Annotated in this window: 3 protein-coding genes; all 3 read right to left on the reverse strand. The window is 36.0% G+C overall.

Annotated elements, in window-relative coordinates:
• Positions 1 to 10449, reverse strand: a 10449-nt coding sequence (locus ACLI08_RS13290) for a DUF6443 domain-containing protein (protein ID WP_411428988.1), incomplete at its 3' end; no start/stop codon positions are given.
• Between the two features lie 207 nt (positions 10450 to 10656).
• Positions 10657 to 11355, reverse strand: a complete 699-nt coding sequence (locus ACLI08_RS13295) for a hypothetical protein (protein WP_411428989.1) — start codon at positions 11353 to 11355, stop codon at positions 10657 to 10659.
• An 11-nt stretch (positions 11356 to 11366) separates the two neighbouring features.
• Positions 11367 to 20675, reverse strand: coding sequence for a PKD domain-containing protein (locus ACLI08_RS13300; RefSeq protein ID WP_411428990.1), 9309 nt, complete (start codon positions 20673 to 20675; stop codon positions 11367 to 11369).
• Positions 20676 to 20691: the final 16 nt, after the last annotated feature.

Below are 20691 nucleotides of genomic sequence, written 5' to 3' on the forward strand. Positions count from 1 at the left end.
GTACGCTACCACATCTGGTTTATACCCTTGTGTAGGGCTATCTATAAACTCTGTAATGGTTAAATTATCTATGTAGAACGTAACCTCGTTTGCCGGTGCGGTGCCGCCGTAAGATAATAAAAATCCAACATTTATATTAGGGTCATTAGCATTTATTGGGTTTGCAGGGGTTTGTATTACATACGATATCTGCCTTGCACCATTTTGTGCAAAGTATTGCATCGTATTCGGGTTTGTTAAATACACCGTAGGTGAGTAATTGGTCTGCATAGCGGTAAAAGCCTGATTACTGGTGCCTAATTCTACATCAAGGGACACATAGTACTTGGTATTTGCCTTTAATGTAAAATTCTTTTTAACCTGAGCTGTACCGGTAGTAACTACTTGAAGCCTATTCCCCACAATACTTGCGGTTATGCCTGTTGCATTTAACCATCCTGCCGGTGTGGTTGTGTTAGGAACATTAAAATTATCTAGGTAAGTAGGCGTACTTGCTAAAATGGCATTACCTCCTACCATCTTACGGTCTGTAACTACGCTTAATACGTTACCTAAGTGATTAGAAAGCTCGTAGCGCTTGTCTCCTACCTTACGCCCTGATAAATATCCAGCCTCTTTAAGCGCAATTGTACCACTACCCTGGTCGTCTCCGGCACAAGGTACTATGGTTTGATCTTCATTCGCAATTCGCGGACAATTATCACATACATCTCCATAGGTATCACTATCGCTGTTGGTTTGGTCGTTGTTAGGTACTTTGTTACAGTTATCGCACCCGTACATTATTTGTCGATTGGTTACCGGATCCAACTCAAAATAAATGTCTCCTACCCCGTCATTGTCATCATCGGTTTGTCTTGGGTTAGGATTATGAATACAGTTGTCGCATACATCCCCTACATTATCATGGTCTTGGTCTTCCTGTAACGGGTTAAATGTAAACGGACAGTTATCTATGTTATTTGTTAAACCATCGCCGTCACTGTCTAAATCTGCGTCGCCACAATAGCCAGCTGTAGCATCTACCCCTGCTTTAATCATAGGTCGCTGTTGAGTAGAGTAGATTGTGCTATTTCTACTTGGTGCATTAGTGCCGGTATAATCAAAGGTAAAATCATTATTATAAGGCTCGGTATTACCTTGTACAGTATACTTATAGTTAAATTCACACATTTGAAGCGGTGCACCTTGCTCAGTAGTGTTAGGTATAAAATTCATATAAGAATTTACATACTTACCTAAAGTATTAAAAATATTAGGGGCAATAACTTCTGCCTTGAGCTTACTTTGCTTTACATCAACAATAGTAGAAGTGGTTTTCTTAAAATCTGCAGTTGTAAATATATTATCATTAATTGTTAATTTAGGTATAAAACTGTTACCCAAATAACCTAAATCTAACGTTAAATCCCATTCTGCGGTAGGAATACTACTTATATTTTCCCTCAACTCAAAAACAGTTTTTGTAGTTTTAAAGTCAATGTAGTTCATCCACTTCCTATTAAGGCTGCCCCCTTCATGGCCACTTCTCCAAACCATTCTTGAAGACTCAATCTCAAGAACCGGTCTAAACGCATTGTTAACTTTCTTTATATAAAGTTTTATATGTGAACGGTTCCACACTTTGTCATCATTAGGGTTTTTACCGCCACCCTGTAAACTAAATACACTTTGTTTAGCATTTGCAGGAAAAGTTTCGGCTATTTTAAACGTCGTAGAGATAATCGCTTTTTTGGTTATCGGGAATCCATCACCACCAAAGTTGAGCGTATATTGATCATCAATCCATGCTGTATTATTGTTACCTGTAAAGGCAAGACCTGCCTTAGTAATTGTAGGAACGCTCGTGGTGGTACGTGCAGTTGAAGCATTTGTTACCCTCCTTGCAGAAGGTGCTTGTGTACTAAGTAGACTAAGGTCTGCTTCTTCCACCCCTAACCTGCTGCTACCATATATATCCTGCTCTTTTAGCCTGTAGTCTGTACCTTGACTGTCTACCGTAAGTACATAAGTACTCATAGGGTTACCCTGGGCATCCCTTAAGTAATAGGTATTAGTTACAACGCCTGTAGCGTTAGTGTAAGACTTAACCAGCCTGTTACCAAGTCCGTCATACTGAAAATCTATATGGCTGCCATCAGTTTTATTAATTCTTTTAACTTTTCCATCAACGCGCCATTCTATATCAATACCTTCGCTGTAATCTTTTACTAACTGACCTATATTATCGTACTCATAATTATAAGGATTTTGTCCTAAATAAGGTAAGTCATTCCTGTTTGCTGTAGTAGCATCTGCAAGGGTAGGCGCAGTATCCCTTATCCATAGTAACTGGTTAGAATTTTTCTTATAATGATAATTTAGCAAATCAAACTGTAAAGTAGGACTTTCTTTACGGTTAAGTGATATAATATTACCATTTCGATCGTACGTAAGCGACTCTTCAAAAGAGTTATAGCCTGTAGGTAAAGGCTGTGCAGATATCTGATTAGGGTAATATAATATCTTTTTAGAATATGATTGAGCTAACCTGTTTAGCTGATCATATCTATAATAACTAAACCGGGTAGGTAATACATTTTCATCAATACCCAATAATGATGTAACCATTTCTTTAATATTCCCGTTATAAAGATTATTACCTCCAGAGGCACTTTTACCTTTAGAGAAATACGCTAACATCTTATCTACAGGAGTATTTGACGAATGAAATCTTGAAGTATAGTCGTTATTATTATAATTAAGTGTAAACGCAAAAGCATCTTTGGCAAATACATCATCACCACCATCTTTACCAGCATCGTAAATATTTCCGATAGCTTCAGAATTTACAGCCTTAAGCCAGCCTTGTAGCGTATATATATAATCCAGCCCCTGTACTTTTTTATCACCAAGTTCTACCCGGGCTAATGGACCATGTTCATAATAACGATACTTTGCATCGTTTTCCCAAATTATATTATCCTTACTGGTTTGTACATTTGTAATACGGTTATCGGCATCATATTGGTATCTGTGTATAAACTGATCTTTCTTACCTGGCTGGTAGGTTACTTTATTAACATTACCGCTTATAAGATCATATTCATAAACAAGATTTTTATGTTTGTGTTCATCGGCAAGCTTCGCGTCATTAATATAAGATACCAGTTCTCTTACGTTGCCATGAATGTCATAATCATAAAAAATTGCATTATCGTATGCAACAGATTCAAAATCTGTGGTGGCAATAGTATTGTAGGACAATATAGATGTAACTCTTTTTCTTGAATTCCACGAATAACGGCTAAACAACGAGGCAGAGTCTTGGTAAGGCACATCATATATGGTACGTGTAACCTCGCGCTTAGTAAAACTTATTGCTGATTCATCAAATCCATTTTGTTCGTTATCGTCGGTACCTAAAATAAGTTTCCCTTCATCATTTATTTTATAAGGCAGTCCTCCTTTATTACCTGCGGTAATTTCTCCGGCTTCAAATATACGGCCTAAGGCGTCATATTTAGTATAGCTAAAAACATTAGCGGTATTATAATTTACTAAACGAAGGCCATATACCGAAGAAACTGGGGTCGCACTATTATAATATAAAGCGGCATCTATCAGCATTGGCGCTGTACCTGCACTCTTAGAATCAAGAAGAGTATAGTTATAATAATAATTTATTACCCCGTTCTTTCTTTCAATCCTAAAAATGTCAGATACTTTTGTTGCTCCCAAATTCCTGAAAGGATTAGGATTATTAGGTGCCCTAAAAAAAGCGTTACCGAACTGATCTATTTCAACAGAATAACCTGTATCAATTATACTAGTACTATTTGTAAAACTTAAACCTATACGTACGCCACGGGTATAAGTAATAGGGGAGATATTTACTCCAGGCACATTATTAGGTGTAGGCAAAGAGAATTCAATAAAACCATCTCCAGGTAATACATACCCGGTATGTGCATCAATATAGCCATTGCCCGGCGCTACTTTTTTCAGCCTGTTGTTTTCCATTACATAATTAGAAGACGGAACAAACTGTGGCACACCATCAAAGCTTACCTGCTGTTTCTCATTCTGTGAGGCTATTATCCTACCCTTATCATCATAGGCAAACTTTGTTGTACCGCCATCAGGAGTTTTTTGCCACACCAGCTGGTTTAACGAGTTATACTTATACTGTGTTTTAAATGTATGCTGAGGCTCCTGTGTACCATCTGTACGCTCCACGCCCTGTGGCGGCACGGTTTGTAAAAGGTTACCTGCCTGATCATAGTAGTAGAGCGTATATTGGTATTCACGATCTGGTGCTGAATATTGTAAGGTTTCTGTAAGGTTTTCAATAGCTTTAGCTAAAAAACGCTGTTTAAATAATTGCTTTTGCTGCTCATAATATTCGTTAGATAACTCTTGCCTATAAGTTTCATTTACTGCATCAACAAAACTGCTACATGGTTCTGCAATCTCTATAGTAATTAGCGTGTCTGTAACCGGTAAAATAGCTTTTGATGTGCATACGCCATTTTTATACATATAAACATGCTTCACATAATCAAGCCATCCCATTTGTGGATCTACCGTTAAGTATTCTCTAAAGGCAGCTATAGCACTTGCGGTAGATGGGTTGCCATACCCTAAATCATTTGAAGCAAACTGTTGAAGCGTAAGGAATAACGGATTTTGTGGATTTTGTATACTTAATGTAGTTATGTAATTAATATAATCGTCTGTTACATACTGTAATTGAGCATCGCAGTATTCTTGTGCTGTAAAGGTTGAAGATATGTTATACCCTATTTGGTTACAAATGTTTAAGTACCTTGTGTAAGCATCTGTACAGGTAACCGGGGAAGGAACAACAGGAATACAACTATAACAAGGAGTTACAGGCGATTCAACACAATTAGGTAAACGCAAACATGGAACATAAATCTCCCAATGTCGATTATCTACCATATTAATATCATGAGTCAAAAGGGTATTACCACAGTAATACGTCTTTGTAGTATCATCAAGACTATAAGAAGGATCATTTAACCAATACGGTATATCAGATACCGTCATTGATTGAAACCTCGCGGTAATCGGACAGTTGGCACCATCAGGTGTAAATGACATAACGGTATAATTAACACCTTGATAATTATATTCATTTACAGTTACATTATGCACTCCAGATGAAGTGTTTGGAAGATATGCAGAAAAAGCAGCCATATTTTGGCTTTCAAAACTATAAATACCAGCCCTATAGTTATTTGATACTTCTAAAAGCAAATTATTAAGCGGTTCATAAGTTTCCTGGGCACATGCTGTACCATAATTATAACAATTAGATGAAAAAGATATTCTATGCGTTCCGGCCGGAATATATTGTGAACCATTATAGTAGGCATCATAATAAGCATCTAAAAAAAACACACCACTATCACGGTCAATTCGAAAATTAGAAAAAAATCTGTAATCTGGGTGGTTCCTCGGCATAGTTACCTTTATACCACAACCACTACTTAAACCAATAGATAAAAGTTCTTCGTTAGGAAAATGTTCGTCATTTTGAAAAGTCAACGATATAATGGGTGTACCGTGTAAGTTGAAATAAGGCTGAATTAAAGAAAAACTACTTGGTTGATAATGTGAATTAATAATATTATCTTTATTTAACCATGTTTCATTTATAAATTTAGTAAAACCTATTTCAAAAGCTGTTAATCCGATTAGTTCCTGTGTACATATACACTCAAAGCTAAACCCATCAGTATATGTAAAACTGCCTTGCACGCTTACTACAAGCCCACTGGTATTTATGTAGGTAATGGTAATTACAGAACCCTGCACACTAACATTTGTAAAACGCACTACATCTCCAGTATCAATAAGTCCGCCATTTAAATTAAATGTCAGACTAAAACCAGGAGAATCTATATGGTACATATCTGAATCAACATACCAGTGCGCCTGTTTGCTATCATCATCTAAAAGTTCAGGCAGTATACTTAAATTATAACCATAAGTATCTACATATAATAGATTTGTTAACGATATTTCGGAATTGTAAAGATTAATGAAATTGTCGGAATTAAACTCACCTCTGGTTTTTAAAACATTAAACATTTTTAACAGCGCCTTTTCAAACTTAGCTCTTTTGTCGCAACCCGAAGCACCGTTGCCTGAAATAGACTCGCTACTTAAAACAGTAGCACCCGGTACCGCAGCATTTCCAAAGGCACATTCTCCAACGGGTATTTTACTAATACCCTGAATCAATATTTCGAGAGGTGCTGAAGATGTACATGATGCCCTTGTTATTTTTGCCACGATATTAAAAGTAAAAGTACCCGTTTGGCTATTGTATGAACCCGGCACATAATAAATGTCTTTAAACTGTGTAATTACAAAGCTATTAAGAGCATAATCGTTCCAGGTTACAGAGGTACAGCCCGATCCTCCAGGTAAAATTGAAAGATCTATATACCCAGTACTGCCAATAGCTAATCTCAGCACTTGTCCTGACGAAGTTATAGAGCCACTCATTTCAGGATTTGTAAGGGTAACATTTCCTCCTAATTGCGTATAAAAAGCGGTATTTAAAAACGGTAAATCAGTAATACTTACCCTATTCAACAATGAACTTAAGGCATAATTCCCTGAAACAAGACTATTTAAAAAGTCCTGCATTACAATTGCCTGAGGACATTTACCAGAAGAAAGGTAAAGTTGAGCTGCAGCGTCTGAGGCTAGATTTTCAGATCCATTACTTCCTCCGGTACTTCCGTCAGTAGTTACGGCGCCAGAGTTGTAACCGGTGTTAGGGGAAATATATTTTTTAGTTTTATCAGCATACAAATACGAGGTACTGCTACTACAAATGGAAAGGGCTCCATTCGCTCCTTGTGTATCATTGTACGCTAATGCAGCATTAATCTTGTTAAGTAGCGAGCTGTAAATATTATTTTGGGTATAATGAGTAAACATTGTGATAAAGTTATCCGCATCGCCTGCAGCCCCTCCAATACATTCGTTATACCTGCGATTATTTGCTGCATAAATGGATGCATATACAAACTTTATTTTTTCTTTAAAATTAAGATAGCTCTCCCTGAACGAAAGCCAAATCCTGTCTTTTGTTGCGGTAGATATAGAGGTATTAGCATTAATTTGCTGTGGTGTTAAACTATTAAAGTCTACCTGAGATGTATTGGGCAGGTTACCATATAATATTGTAAATGCGGCAACTTTAAACATAGAAAGACAGGTACTGTTTATTCTTGCACCTTCGTAAGAAAGATTTGTATATTGTAAAAGTTGTTTTTTAATATTAAATAATGCTGAATCTTCTACGCCTGTATAATTAATATTATAAAAAGGGTCTGGAGAAGTAAATTGAGAAACATTTGTAGACACAGTGCAACCAGTAAGATTGCAGTTACCCGTTGAATTACATATTAGGCTGTTAAGTGTATATGCTGTACCCTGCGTACCAGCGTATGCATCTGCAAAAGTATCTATATTGCGTAATGTGTTATCAAAATCATCAGACGTGATATTGTTATAACGCATTTCTGAAACTTTAGAATGATATTGATAGTATGGATATTCCGGGTGATACGGTAGTAATGAATTTACCCATGAAGGCTCGTATGCCCTTAGAAAATCATATACATATTTCAACTTTTCCGGCTTAACATAAAACTGATCTGGACTTGCCGAAGGAATAAGATCGGTTTCATCCTTAGGTTCAGGAGAATAGGTGTCATCAGCTCTCTTCGTTATTAAGATTTTCGATTCATTACCATCAGAATCTAAATATGGGGTTACAGGATGTCTCCATGAAATCGCAGATATGGGGCTTTCACCTAAAGATTGGGTAGTGTATCCACCGTAATAAATCAAATTCTCATCATTGTAAATACTTAAAGCGTCAGTTTGATTACTTTCTATCTCTTCATTGGTTAAATTACTTTCATCGCCTAGCCCTGTTATATCTCCATATTGCCCACCAATACTTAAATCAGATATTAACATATTTTGATACACCGCAGCATTACTTAACGTAACGCCTGTTAGGCATAAATCCCTACAGTCTACAATTGCTGTTGTAAACTCTGTTTTATACTTATTAACGTAGTTGTTAACTTCGCTATAATCAGTACCATCACCCGCATCTGTGTACAGCGCTTGTGAGCCATTATACAAAAATGTATCGTTATTATATGTAGCCTTTAGTTTCGTGGTTATATAGTTATTCCTGGCAACAGCAATTAATGCTTCGCGTTCGTTAGGGTTACCTAAATCTTCTGGATTTACAGCAGAATTTATCAATGCAGAAAATGCCGTTGCCTGTTGCTGATCTAAATACTGCTTAACAAAATCCTCTTCGCATACTTTACAACTAACATCACAACCTGTAAGTGGTTCATTAGGACCAAATATATCTTTACTTACATAACATGGATTTGTTTGCTGCTTAATCTTTGAAATAAAATCATTAGCATAATTTTCTACAGATTGCGGATCTACAGCGATTTCCTTGTAAAGTGAATATGTGCCTGTAGTTACTGCGTCGGCAGCCATTGCATTATTAACCTCACCTGCAGGGCTCGTTGTACCAGTTGTATCAAAAACACCATATGTACCTGATTTGTTTCCAGTTAATACATCCCGACCACAAATATCTCTAAGGCTTACATACCAATTATAGACAAACGGATATGAAATACTTAAACATGGATCTGTATAAGGCTGGCTATTAATAATATAGTTAAACGTAATTCCGGAAGGCACATTACTGCCAGCAGCAGCAGGTGTTACAAAAGCTATCTCAGAACTTGTTACTACTGCATCTTTATAAACATTAAAGGCTCCGGTAGCCAATTGATTTTCAACAGGCGATTTTTGGTCAATAACTTTAGTTATTAAAGGAGCGGTATTGGGTGCGTCTTTTAGTAACGTTAAATTGTCCGAAGTGCCTCCCGTTAAAGCAGTTGCTATAGTATGGCCTTTAGGATCTATATAGCTCACACTTAACTGGCCGTTAGGGTCTTTAACAGTATTCTTTTTGTACCTGTTTTTGGGTCCTACGTTGCTACCAAATAGACGGTTTAATTCTATCTGTTGAGGCTCAGAGTAAGAATATCTCATCTCAAGCCCGTATGAGTGTCCTAGCTGATATAGTTCCCCTACTCCTCCTTTACGACTTATCCGACCAGTATTATCCGGGGTATACTCAATTTGAGAAAATGGGTATTTGTTGGCAACAGGGACGTAATTCTGAAAAAGAGAAGATGGATTTTGTGTATTGTTACTTGAATAATATTTAGATGCTCCGCTTGTATCTGCCATAAAGGAAGGCATAGCTATATTACACACAGAGTTTCCTAGATCCCAATCGAAATCTAAATGACTATATGGCTTTCCTGTGGAGTTAAGATTAAGTGCGTCATAAAATTTTATAGCAGATTGTTGTAGGGGGACAGGTAAAACCTCTATTGCAGGCCTACCTTGTGTATCATAAATTGTTTCACCTACAATAGTTTGCTTATTAGTGTTCATTCTTGTCACAGTTTGCCTGTTTCTTAATGAACCGTCAAAGTAACTTACTACCTCTTTCTTTTTCCCGTCTTCAGCAAAACTGGCTTGGTACTGCCAGTTTTTGTTACCTTCATAATTTTGCGTAATTTGCAAAACATTTGGCCAGTCACTTACATAAACTTTATCATTTTGCCCACTACTCCATGGCCCAAAATAAGGTTTAGAAATTTCATTTAAAAATCTTCCAACCGCTCTTACCCTGTAGATAAAATAACCTTTAGAAAAAATCAGGGGTATATAATAAAAATTATCTTTAGTTTGAACCCTGGTACTATTGTGCTTGAATTCGTCCTCAGAAAGTGAAATATCAGAAGACGCCAATGTATTATTATCCGGGCCAAAATTATCGACCCATGCCCACTCAAGCTCATAGTATTCAGCAGGATAGTTAACATTATTATTCCATTGTATTTTAATTTCATTTTCTCCTGCAATAATCCCATTGGCAGGTACAGGAGGATTTTCTGTAGTTCCGTTATATGTTATAAGAAACTCTTTAAGCGGAGCAATGTTATTTTGAGCCAGGTTATAAAAACGTTGTACCTCAAACCTTGACCTTAAATATACCGGGGAGCTGTTTACAGCAACTGGAGTTCCATCGTCCTGAGTAAATGTAATTGATGTTATATTAAATATTGCTTTATGTACACCCGGTATTTTGAAAACTGCCTGGTCTACAATTTGCTCACGTGTTTTAATTAAATCATGCGTTATACTTAAACTAAAATTTTCAATAGTGTCTGTACCAGTTAATGTAAAGCTTTTAACAGTACCTTCCACTTTACAATTATAATATTGTAATTTACTTGTATCCGTTTCCAGCGCAGGATTTATATCAAGATATAATAGTATAGCAGGGTTTAAAGAAACCATTCTATGGGTATCGCCTGCAATACTATATGCATTATCTGTTATAGCTAAGGAGTTAGAAATAACAGCTCTGTTAGAATCCGTATTAGACCCTGAACTAAGATAAGGAGATGTTACTTCTTGAATTTGCCCAAAAACAGTTGTGCAAACTAATAAGCTATAAATTAGGATGAGCTTTTTGATATTCATAATTATTAGTCAGTGGTTGGTTTAATTTCTATTGTCAGTTATTTTGTACTCCCTAAACTCAGGTTTTGCGTAAACTTTCTTCTCTTTAATTACAAAATATTTATTAAAATCAATTGTCTTTAGTTTACTCTTACCTGAAGTTTTTAAATATGTTACCTCTAAACGAGGCCTACTTAATTTTTTTTTAGTAAAATCCTCTGAAAAATCTACAACATTTGCATAATACAAAACTTGTCGCCGAAGTGTATAATCACTATTAACAAACAAATCTATTTTTATATAATCATACTTACTTGCCGTTCCATCTGCATATAATAATACTTTCCATCCACTAGGTAACTTTTGAGTCTCTGTTACTTTAAACCCTTTGATAATATCTTTTACGTTAAACTGATCCGGAATTTTAGTCATATTATTATCTACAATAATAGACTTATTAATATGATCAATTTGAGCCGAAATTTTTTCGTCGCAAAAAAATTCCAGATTACCATATTTAAAATAATATTGTGATTTAGCCCTACGGCTTAAAATCCCTTTTTCGCTTTCAATGACTGTTGAACTCGTATAAGTCTTGTATAAATTATAAGTAGTATAGAATTCATACTGATAATCTGTATTAAATTTATTTACCACATGTTCAATAACATCAGTTTTATCCTGAGAATAAGAACAAATACTAAAAAAAATGACAAAAGCTATATTAATTATATATTTCATATTATTAATCATTAGTTCGTAGTTGTTTTTATTTTGTTACCCGAACGGCTTTCCTGAATTGTTTTAACACCTTGTGAAGTCTCTTTTTTAACCCTTATAAGACTTCCCTCTTTATCATATTCATAAAAGGTAGAATAGTTATTATCATCAAGTTCTGCAGCTAGTTTAAAGGTTTCAGGGTCATAAACAAATGTTTTCATACTTCCATCAATTGGATGCAGCCTTATATCATCAAAGAATACAGGAGTACCCGGGCTTGCATTAACAAGTTCAATACTAAACAATGAAGTATTTTCAGGTATACTAAAATTCATAGCAAAACGCTGCCATCCATCTATAATGTCTCCTGAAGGAAAAATCTGAACTGATGTGCCTGTTTCATTTCCTACACTGTCTGTGAAACGAAGTTTGACCAATGCGTTCGCATAGGTAGTAACCTGATAAGTTACTAATTCTTTAACCCACCCTGTAATAAAATAATTACCTTTTTCTGGCTGGAAAGTTTCACAGTCATCACAGTACACTTTTGGGGTAACCTGTCCACCGCAACCGTAGTGAGCCCTTGCCATTTTATCTGAAAAATACGTTTTATCTAATGCAATATCATTAAAGTTTGCATATTCGTAAAAATCTCCCCTGTCTATATCATCTCTATTACTCACAGGAAAATCAGTAGACGGCAATTCAAATAAATACTTTAAGGAAGCTATTAGCTTACCTGTAACTTCACTTCTAACATTAGCGTCGTTATTAGCATTACGGCGCAGAGGGTCTAAATCTACATATGAACCAGAGCCTATACCATAAACATATAGATGCGAATTACTGCGAATATCCCTAATTATGTTTTTCAGGTTTTGCAGGTTAGCGGTCTGAGATCCATCTGTAATCACTACTACAACATCTGGCCTTATGTCCTGAGTCATCGCAGTTTTTAAACCACTAGCCCAGTAATCCGAATTGGGCGTTATTCCTTTCAGTCTGCCTTCGGATGTATAGCCTGCTTTATATCGCTGTAGCCAATTTTTAAAGTCTCTTACTTGATCGTCAGTAGTAACCTGACTGTAGATATGATCGTGACGCGTATCGTTATCTGAATCAGACATACCTATAAAAGATATGTAAGTTTCAGCACCAAAATCATGTTGTTGTTGTACAAAATTGGTCAATTGCATTTTTATATAAGACCCTTCCTCTTCAGATATAGAACCCGATTCATCGAGTACAAAAGAAATGTGTTTACGACATTCGGGCGCTGCCGGACAGAAATTGACATGCTTTATCTGCGCTGTATCAGTACTGCCATTTGCATAGCTTACAATAGCGGTAGTATAATTTCCGGATGTTGTATAACCAACAAAATTTATATCTGTTACTAAGCCATAATTTTTTATAACAACATCCGGAGAAGTGCTATTCTGAGAAAATGAAAAAGATAAGGTTTGACCCGAATAAACAGCGTTATAAATCCTTGGATTATTATCTGTAATAAATTGTATCATGTCGTCTACTTTATCACTAAGATAGCCTGTAGCAGGTAACGACTGTTGTGTAAATATGTCGTTAATCATACTTACAAAGGCATTACTTGCTGTTGATGATCTTTCGTTTGTTTCTGTACAGAAAGATGTACAGGTATTGCTAACTGTTATGGTTTTTGTGTAAGTAGATAAACAACCATCATCAAGCCTTATGCTTAGGGTAACTTTATAAGTTCCCTCCTCGTTGTATATTTTAACAGGAGTTGCACCATGCACAGGTGCACCAATCATAGCACCAAACCTGTCGTAAAAATTCCATGTATAGTCTGATATATGAGTACTATTACCCATATACTTAAACTTAATTTCGTTATTAGTCTGCACACAAGACAAGCCGGTTTCAAGAGCTATAGCACCCGGTTGGTGTATGCAAATAATACCAGGACAAAAGTCAACGTGCCTTACTTTATGCTGTAATGAAGTTATTGGTTGAACCGTTAAACTGTAAGGATTTGAAGCCAATTCATAAGTGATAGCAAGTGTTTGTAATCCTTCATCATTTGCATTGTAGTTAAGAAGGTTAACATCACTTACGCGGTATGGTATCCTAAAATTTATAAAAGGGGTATGAATGTTTAACTTATTTGGAATAAAGAGTTCTACATCATAGTTTACACCATGTGGAGCAAATGAAAACTTGGCAATTCTTGTTGTAGTATTAAACGATAAGTTATAAATACCCGGGTTAGTATCTACTAGATATGGCTCAAGTTGAGAAACTTCAGATATACCCGTACCGTTTACAATAGTATTACCCGCCAAACATGTTGTTATTACCCTATTTAATAAAGCTATATACTTCTGTTTAACATCTGCAGATAAGTCATTGGTTTCAGTACAATAGGTAGAACAATTATTAATACTACCTGTACGTAAAACCGTTAGGTTTTTATAAAAGCTCCCTGTACAGCCATTATTGTATGTTACGTCTAGCTGAATCAGGTAATTGCCCGCAGTTGGGTAACTAAACTCTAAACTAGACACGTTAGACTGTGAAAACAATACCGTAGTATTATCTGAATCAAGAAACTTCCATGTATATGAATTGATATTTGTAGCAGTAGTTTGTAACAAAAATCGCTTCGCTACATTTTGCATTACACATGAAAGACCATCGGCCATCTCTATACTTACATATATAGAAGGACATTCAATGCTTTGACAGAAATCCACACCTTTTATGCTATGTGTCATTTCTACATGACCATTGTTATAAATAGTCCTTGGCATAAAAGCCTGGTCTGCTGAAGTAAATCCAGACAAAAGTAAATTACTTACCGGCACGCCAATATCTTTAACCGCTACATCATAACCAGCATGATCCCCAAAACTGAAAGACAAAATTTGGGTAGCCGGATCATACTGTACATTGTACAGCATTTCTGCATCTGTGTTTAAATACGGTAAAAGTGCTACAAGCTCCTCACAATTATAAGGAGACGTAACAGGATTTTGAGGATATAGAGCTAAAAGCTTATTTATTAAAGCCAGATATAAAGCTTTTATAGTATTAGGATTTTGCTCGGTACAACTTTGTGAATCACAACTTGTTTTAATTTCAAATTCTTTGTGGAAAGTTTCCCTACATCCTGAAGCAGTACTCACTGTAACTTCAAGATCATACATTCCAATAGTGCTTAAACCGTTTAGTAAGAACTCAGAACCCACATAGCTTCTAATCAAATTGCCGGTAGAATCTTTTAAAATCCAGGTTTTAGCAGATTGTACATTACTTTGTGTAGTAAATGTAAATGTAACAGCACTACCTGCTAGTACACACGATTCACCTACGCTTGAAGTTACTAATCCTGTAATAACAGTATTACATGGTATGTCCGGACAGAAATTAATTTTACGTACCTGGCCAGATAAGTTAGCTTCAGTATGATAATAGTCATCGTTAGTTCTTGCAAATTGTAAACTAGTTAACTGGTTTACATCAAAAGTAGAAGTAAAGGCAAACGACTGATAGTATCCACTAGGTGGCATATGTATGGTAACGTCGCTACTTCCATATACTCCTAAAGAGAAATTAAAAGTTATAACATCATTATTTATCCTCAAACTATAAATTCTAGGTGATTCTACAGCTATGTAAGGGGCCAGCGCCATAAGTTCAGGACAGTTAAAACCAGAAAATCGCGGAAGATTATCTCTATTTGCTATTACATAATTTATTAAATTTATAAACAACTGTTTTACCTGCGGCGATCGGCTATTTGTGTCTGCACAGGTTGAAACAGAACCGGAAACGCAAATTAAAAAACTGTTAGGTGTATTTACAGAAGTTGTATATACCCTTACTTTATATGTTTCTCCCGGAATAAGGTTATTAACCATCGTCTGGGAAATATTATCGCTACAATATACCTGTGTAAGATTGTTACAATTACCCGTGTATAGCGCAAATTTAATATGTGTCTCCTGTCCGTTTATGCCTGAAAGCTGGATATAATGTACAGACGATGTAGCAACAAATTCATACCAAACTTCAGCAATAGGTGCTGGAGTACAATTTGTAAGTGGAACAGTAGATAATGAAGCATTACTAAAACTACCCGTTGTAGGACTACAGTTACCTATAGAAGATACCGGTAATGTTGTAGCTCCTTCGCATGGAACGGCACATACTCCATTCGCTAAAACAGTAAATGTTCTTGAACTACCAAATTTACAAGAAGCAGAATAAGAAATATCTAATGTTAAAGTGTAGGTACCTTCCGTAAAGTTATAAGCAAAACTATCGGCATTCCCTGTCATTAATTGTGTACCATCCACTGTACCCTGGAATAGTTTCCAAGTTACCGTAGATATTGATGGGGCACTTGTAAGATAGGTAAATGTCGATAATCCTCCAGGTAGGCAATCAGTTGCGTTTGGTGCAACAATTGATACCGAGTACTCTGGGCAAGCAATATCGCTAGCACAAAACTTAACATGCCTTACAGCATTTTGAGTATCAGTAAGTCCGTTAACGTATACAGTATTTAAATTAATAGTATTTTCCGGAACAGTATAAGTGCTTATATCAATATCGGCTATTGGCACCCCATAATCTTTTACCACTACATCGTAACCTGCATGGTTACCAAAAGAGAAACGTAGGGTATTTGTATTGTAGTCATACAACGCATTATAAATCCCAGGGTTCTGATCTGATAAATGAGACGAAAGCGCAGATAGTTCTGCACAGGTATAACCTTGAGATACCGGTGTTGCAGGATATAAATCTAAAAGATGATTAACAAGACTTTTATATAAATTCTTTATATAAAGAGATTCATCTTCAGGACAAGTAAGTGAAGGTACATCTGTACAAGTACTATTAACCGTTACTGTTTTATAAATTTCAGTATAACAAGTACTAAAAACGCTCGTGCTTAGCATTAATTTAATAATATAGCTGCCAGCGCTAGGAAAAGTAATATTTACAGAACCCGTACCCGGATAAGTCATACTGTATGTACCATCATAACTTTTCACGGTCCAGCTAACGACTGATACATTAGATTCAATGCCAGGAAAATAGGCACTAGTACTTTCACCCTGAACAATACATGGCGACGAAGTAGCTAAAATTATATCTCCCGTAATAGCAGGGGTACAGGGGGCAGAAATATCTTTACAAAAATCAATATGCCTGATGCGACCTTCATTCTGTACACCGTAAAATAAATCCTGAGAGGTATTGGCATCACCTTGAATATATTTTACCAAAGATCCATTAACAGAATAGTCGTCTATATATTCAAAATCAGAAATATAGCCCGGTGTTTGCATGAACACTGTAACATCGCGATCAATACCGTGATTTGCAAAACTAAAAGACAGCGAGTTAGGTGTAGCTGTAAGATTATAAATACCTAAAGTGGGTGCTGCATCTGTGATATACGGAGCCAGAGCTGTTAGTTCATTGCAAGTATATGGCTGTGACTGTCCTTGTATTGCAGAAGAGTTAGCAATTAAATGATTTATAAGGTTAACAAACAGTCCCTTAGCTGTCTTTGCACTAGCCAAATTATCTATACAAGTAGCAGTTGGGCCTGTTACACAAAGCTCAAAATCTAAAGGGGGATTAATTCCTGCAATCGCGTACACTCTTACAAAATACGTATTACCTATAATAAAATTGTTTAACGTAGTTTGATTTTCGTTTCCACAAGCCATAAGAGTCAAGCTATTACAACTGCCAGTATATAAAGCATATCTTAATTGTGTGCCTAAATTACCTGGCGCAGCAAGTTGTATATGTTGTGTATTAGCAGTAGCCTGAAAAGAATACCATCTTTCTACAGTAGGATGCTGGCCGCATATAATATCATTTGGATTTGATGAAAAACCAGAGCTTAAACTACCGGCTACAGGCGTACATTCTCCTGTAGGATATATATTAACATTAGTTACAGTTTGGCAAATAGGGTTACAATTAGTAGATGCAGAATTTATATTAATTGTTTTTGTAAATGTATTTACACAACCTCCTGACCTCACAAGTTTAAGACTTATTATGTACTCACCGGCAGCAGGAAGTGTATAGGTAAAACTATTATTATCATTTCTTACTACAACCGCATTATTTTGAGTAATAGTCCAATGAGCGGATTGGATGTCGCTTACGGGTGCTAAATAAGAAATATTAACAAGATTACCTGTATTTAAACAACTTGTATTAAGTAATATAGATGCCGCATAATCCTCGCAATTGTTGTTTATATTACAAAACTTAACATGTCTTACAGAATTAGCAACAATACTGCCATTTTCATATACTGTAGGTAGTGTTGTTACCAAACTTGTATCTGACGTTACATCAATAATATTGATATCGCTCACATGAGCACCTAAATCTTTAATGGAAATATCGTAACCTGAATGCGTACCAAAAGAAACATTTAAAATATTTGTACTATAGTCGTAACTCATACTCTGTATAGCAGGATTTACATCATTAATATATGGTGCCAGTGCTGTGAGCTGCGGACAAGTATATGGCAATGTAATATTTTCTCCCCCCGGATATAAGTCTAAAAGATGGTTAACCAAATTAATAAAAAGACCTTTTACCAATGTAGAATTAACATTATCGGCACATTGATCAGGGCATATTTTAGAAACAGTATATATAAAACGGAACGTATTAGAACAACCCTGTGCCTCAGCTACTACAGAAACTTGGTAATCTCCATAAGTAGAAAAACTTCTTGTTATACTTGGTACGGTTGTTGTAACAGTTTCAATTGTACTTCCGTTACTTGTAAATGTCCACGTAAAGTGATTTGTAGGACGGCTGGTAGTTACCGTAAATAATGTAGGATGTTGAGCTGATACGCAAGACCCGCCGCCCGCTATTACAATATTACCTGTCATTTCAGGCAGGCAACGAACCTCTGTAGTTGAAGGACAAAAATTTACAAATGTTACAAACCCATTATCAACCGAACTATTTAAATAATCAGCTGAGCTCTCAATGTTACCCGAAACTGAACGTATGGGTGTTTGTGAACTCACACTGAACTGATCCATGAACAAAAAGTTTGATATAAAATCGGTAGCATTCCGGAAATAAATTTTCAAATCGTTGTTTCCGCCATGGTTTGAAAAACTAAACGTAATAGAATTAGGAGTAGCTACAAAATTGTTTATAGACGGATTAGCAATTGTGATATAAGGTGCTAGGAGCGACAATTGGCTGCATGTGTACCCGTTGCCTGTTTGCGCTATTTGGTCCTTATTTACCCACAAATGATTTATAAGGTTTATAAACATGTGCTTTATCGTCGGAAATTGGGGGTTATTGTCAGCACATGTGGTCACGGCTCCGCTTACGCAAAGGTTAAAATCAAGATTATCAGAAAATGAAGTGGCATACACCCTTATCCTATATATCTGGCCTACGGTTAATCCTGTAACAGTACCTTGCGACCCTGAAGAACAATATAATTGTTCTAGATCAGGGCATTTTTTATAAACTGCAAATTTTAAATTTGTATTACCAAGGCTGCCGCTTGTAAGTACAATGTGCTGTTCTGAAGAAGTAGCTGTAAAATCATACCATGCATCTACAACAGGCTGCGGGCTGCAATTTTGTAGTGTTACATTTGATAATGACCTATCCTGTAAGCTACCCTGAACATTTTGGCAGTTACCTGATTGGGATACATTAACGGTACCAATAGTTTGGACACAAGCATTAGTATCATACTGTGTTAATATGTTACTAAGTAAAAAACAGGAAGGATTTTGAGGTTTTTCTAATAAAATATTTACGTTATCTATACCACTGAAAGGCCCAAACTGGTAAGTACCCAGTTCATTTATAGTTTGGCTTGCCGTAACAACTCCATTTACAAGACACTTTGCCACTAAAGACAAAGAACCATCAAAACTAAGAATGTTTGTGCTTACATTGAACCGACCAATATTAGTATCGCTTACTGCGGTGAACGATGCTTGTATACCATTTACACAGGCATTTGATTTTGTCATAGTAAATACAGCTGGATACCCTTTTGGAGTTTCAGGAGTAGCTAACAATGCATAATAGGTATGTCCTGCCAAAGCATGAAAATTAGATATTAATGCTGTATTATTAGCATTGTTTGTAGCAGAAGCAATACAATTATTAGGAAGATTGGCACAATCATCGTATAAAAAAATCCCAAATGCCGCCAGCGATACTACTTTAATATCTATATCTTCTGTTACAGAAGGGGTATATGAGTAAATCGTTTGTCGGTCAGTAAAATAAAATGAGGCATTAGTACCACAATTAGATGGATTACTTCCTCTATAAGAATAATTAATAAATTCGTTATATCCTAGGGGGGAACGATAACGAACAAAAGGTAAAGTAGCAACGAATGGCGCTTCGCACTCTTCTCCGGGTTGAATGCAATAACTTCCAACCTCTTGCCAATCACTTCGTAACCCATCATCACAAACGGATCTGATATTAAGATAAAATCCTTCTCCACTTGATAATGGCTGGCCCAAATGATTTGTGCTTATGTTTATTGATGGCTGATTAACTGTTATAATATTACCAGGATAATTATTATACGAATCCCCTATTCGAATTTCCCAATGCGAGATGTTTTCAGGGCAGGTCCATGAAAAATCTACCGAATTTAAATGTTTATCTACAATCACATTTCTGGGAGCTGCACAACCAACAGAAAAATCTCTTAACACCCAATAACTATCCGAATTAAAAGAACTGGAATTTGTACAGTCAACTAAAAAAAAGATGCATTTTTGCTGCCCTCTGTATATAGAAGGTATAGGAATATGCAAATATTCAATTGAATAGATATCCCTATACCTACCAGTATCTGTATTAGTAGTCCCTACAGGAAATTCAAATATTGGAGTACTATTAATTGTGGTTACATCATTAGGATTATCTCCAATAAAAACCTTCAAGCTTGACCCTGAAGGCAATTGTGAATTTGAATAAAAAAATGACCCAATCCTAAGCTCACTTTCTGTAACAGCCGGTAACGTAAACACAGGTGAAATAAGCCAGTCTTTACCTCCGCTTTGTTCAAAACATGAAAGTTCACCGTATGAAGTAGGACCAAATTGCGATTCCCCCCATGAAAATGAACCAGCTTCATTAAATATACGCCAATTTCCACTATGGGTATAATTTACTGTACTAGAATTTCCCACAGTTGTAGTTGGTATCCGAGGAAAGTATGAGAAATCCTGTTCTATAACCTGCGCAGAAGACAGGTTAACTACAAATAATACAATTAAAAAAGATATAATTTTTTTCATAGTTGGCAGGTTAATG

The sequence above is a fragment of the Flavobacterium sp. RNTU_13 genome, assembly GCF_046614455.1.
In the GTDB taxonomy this organism is placed as follows: Bacteria; Bacteroidota; Bacteroidia; order Flavobacteriales; family Flavobacteriaceae; genus Flavobacterium.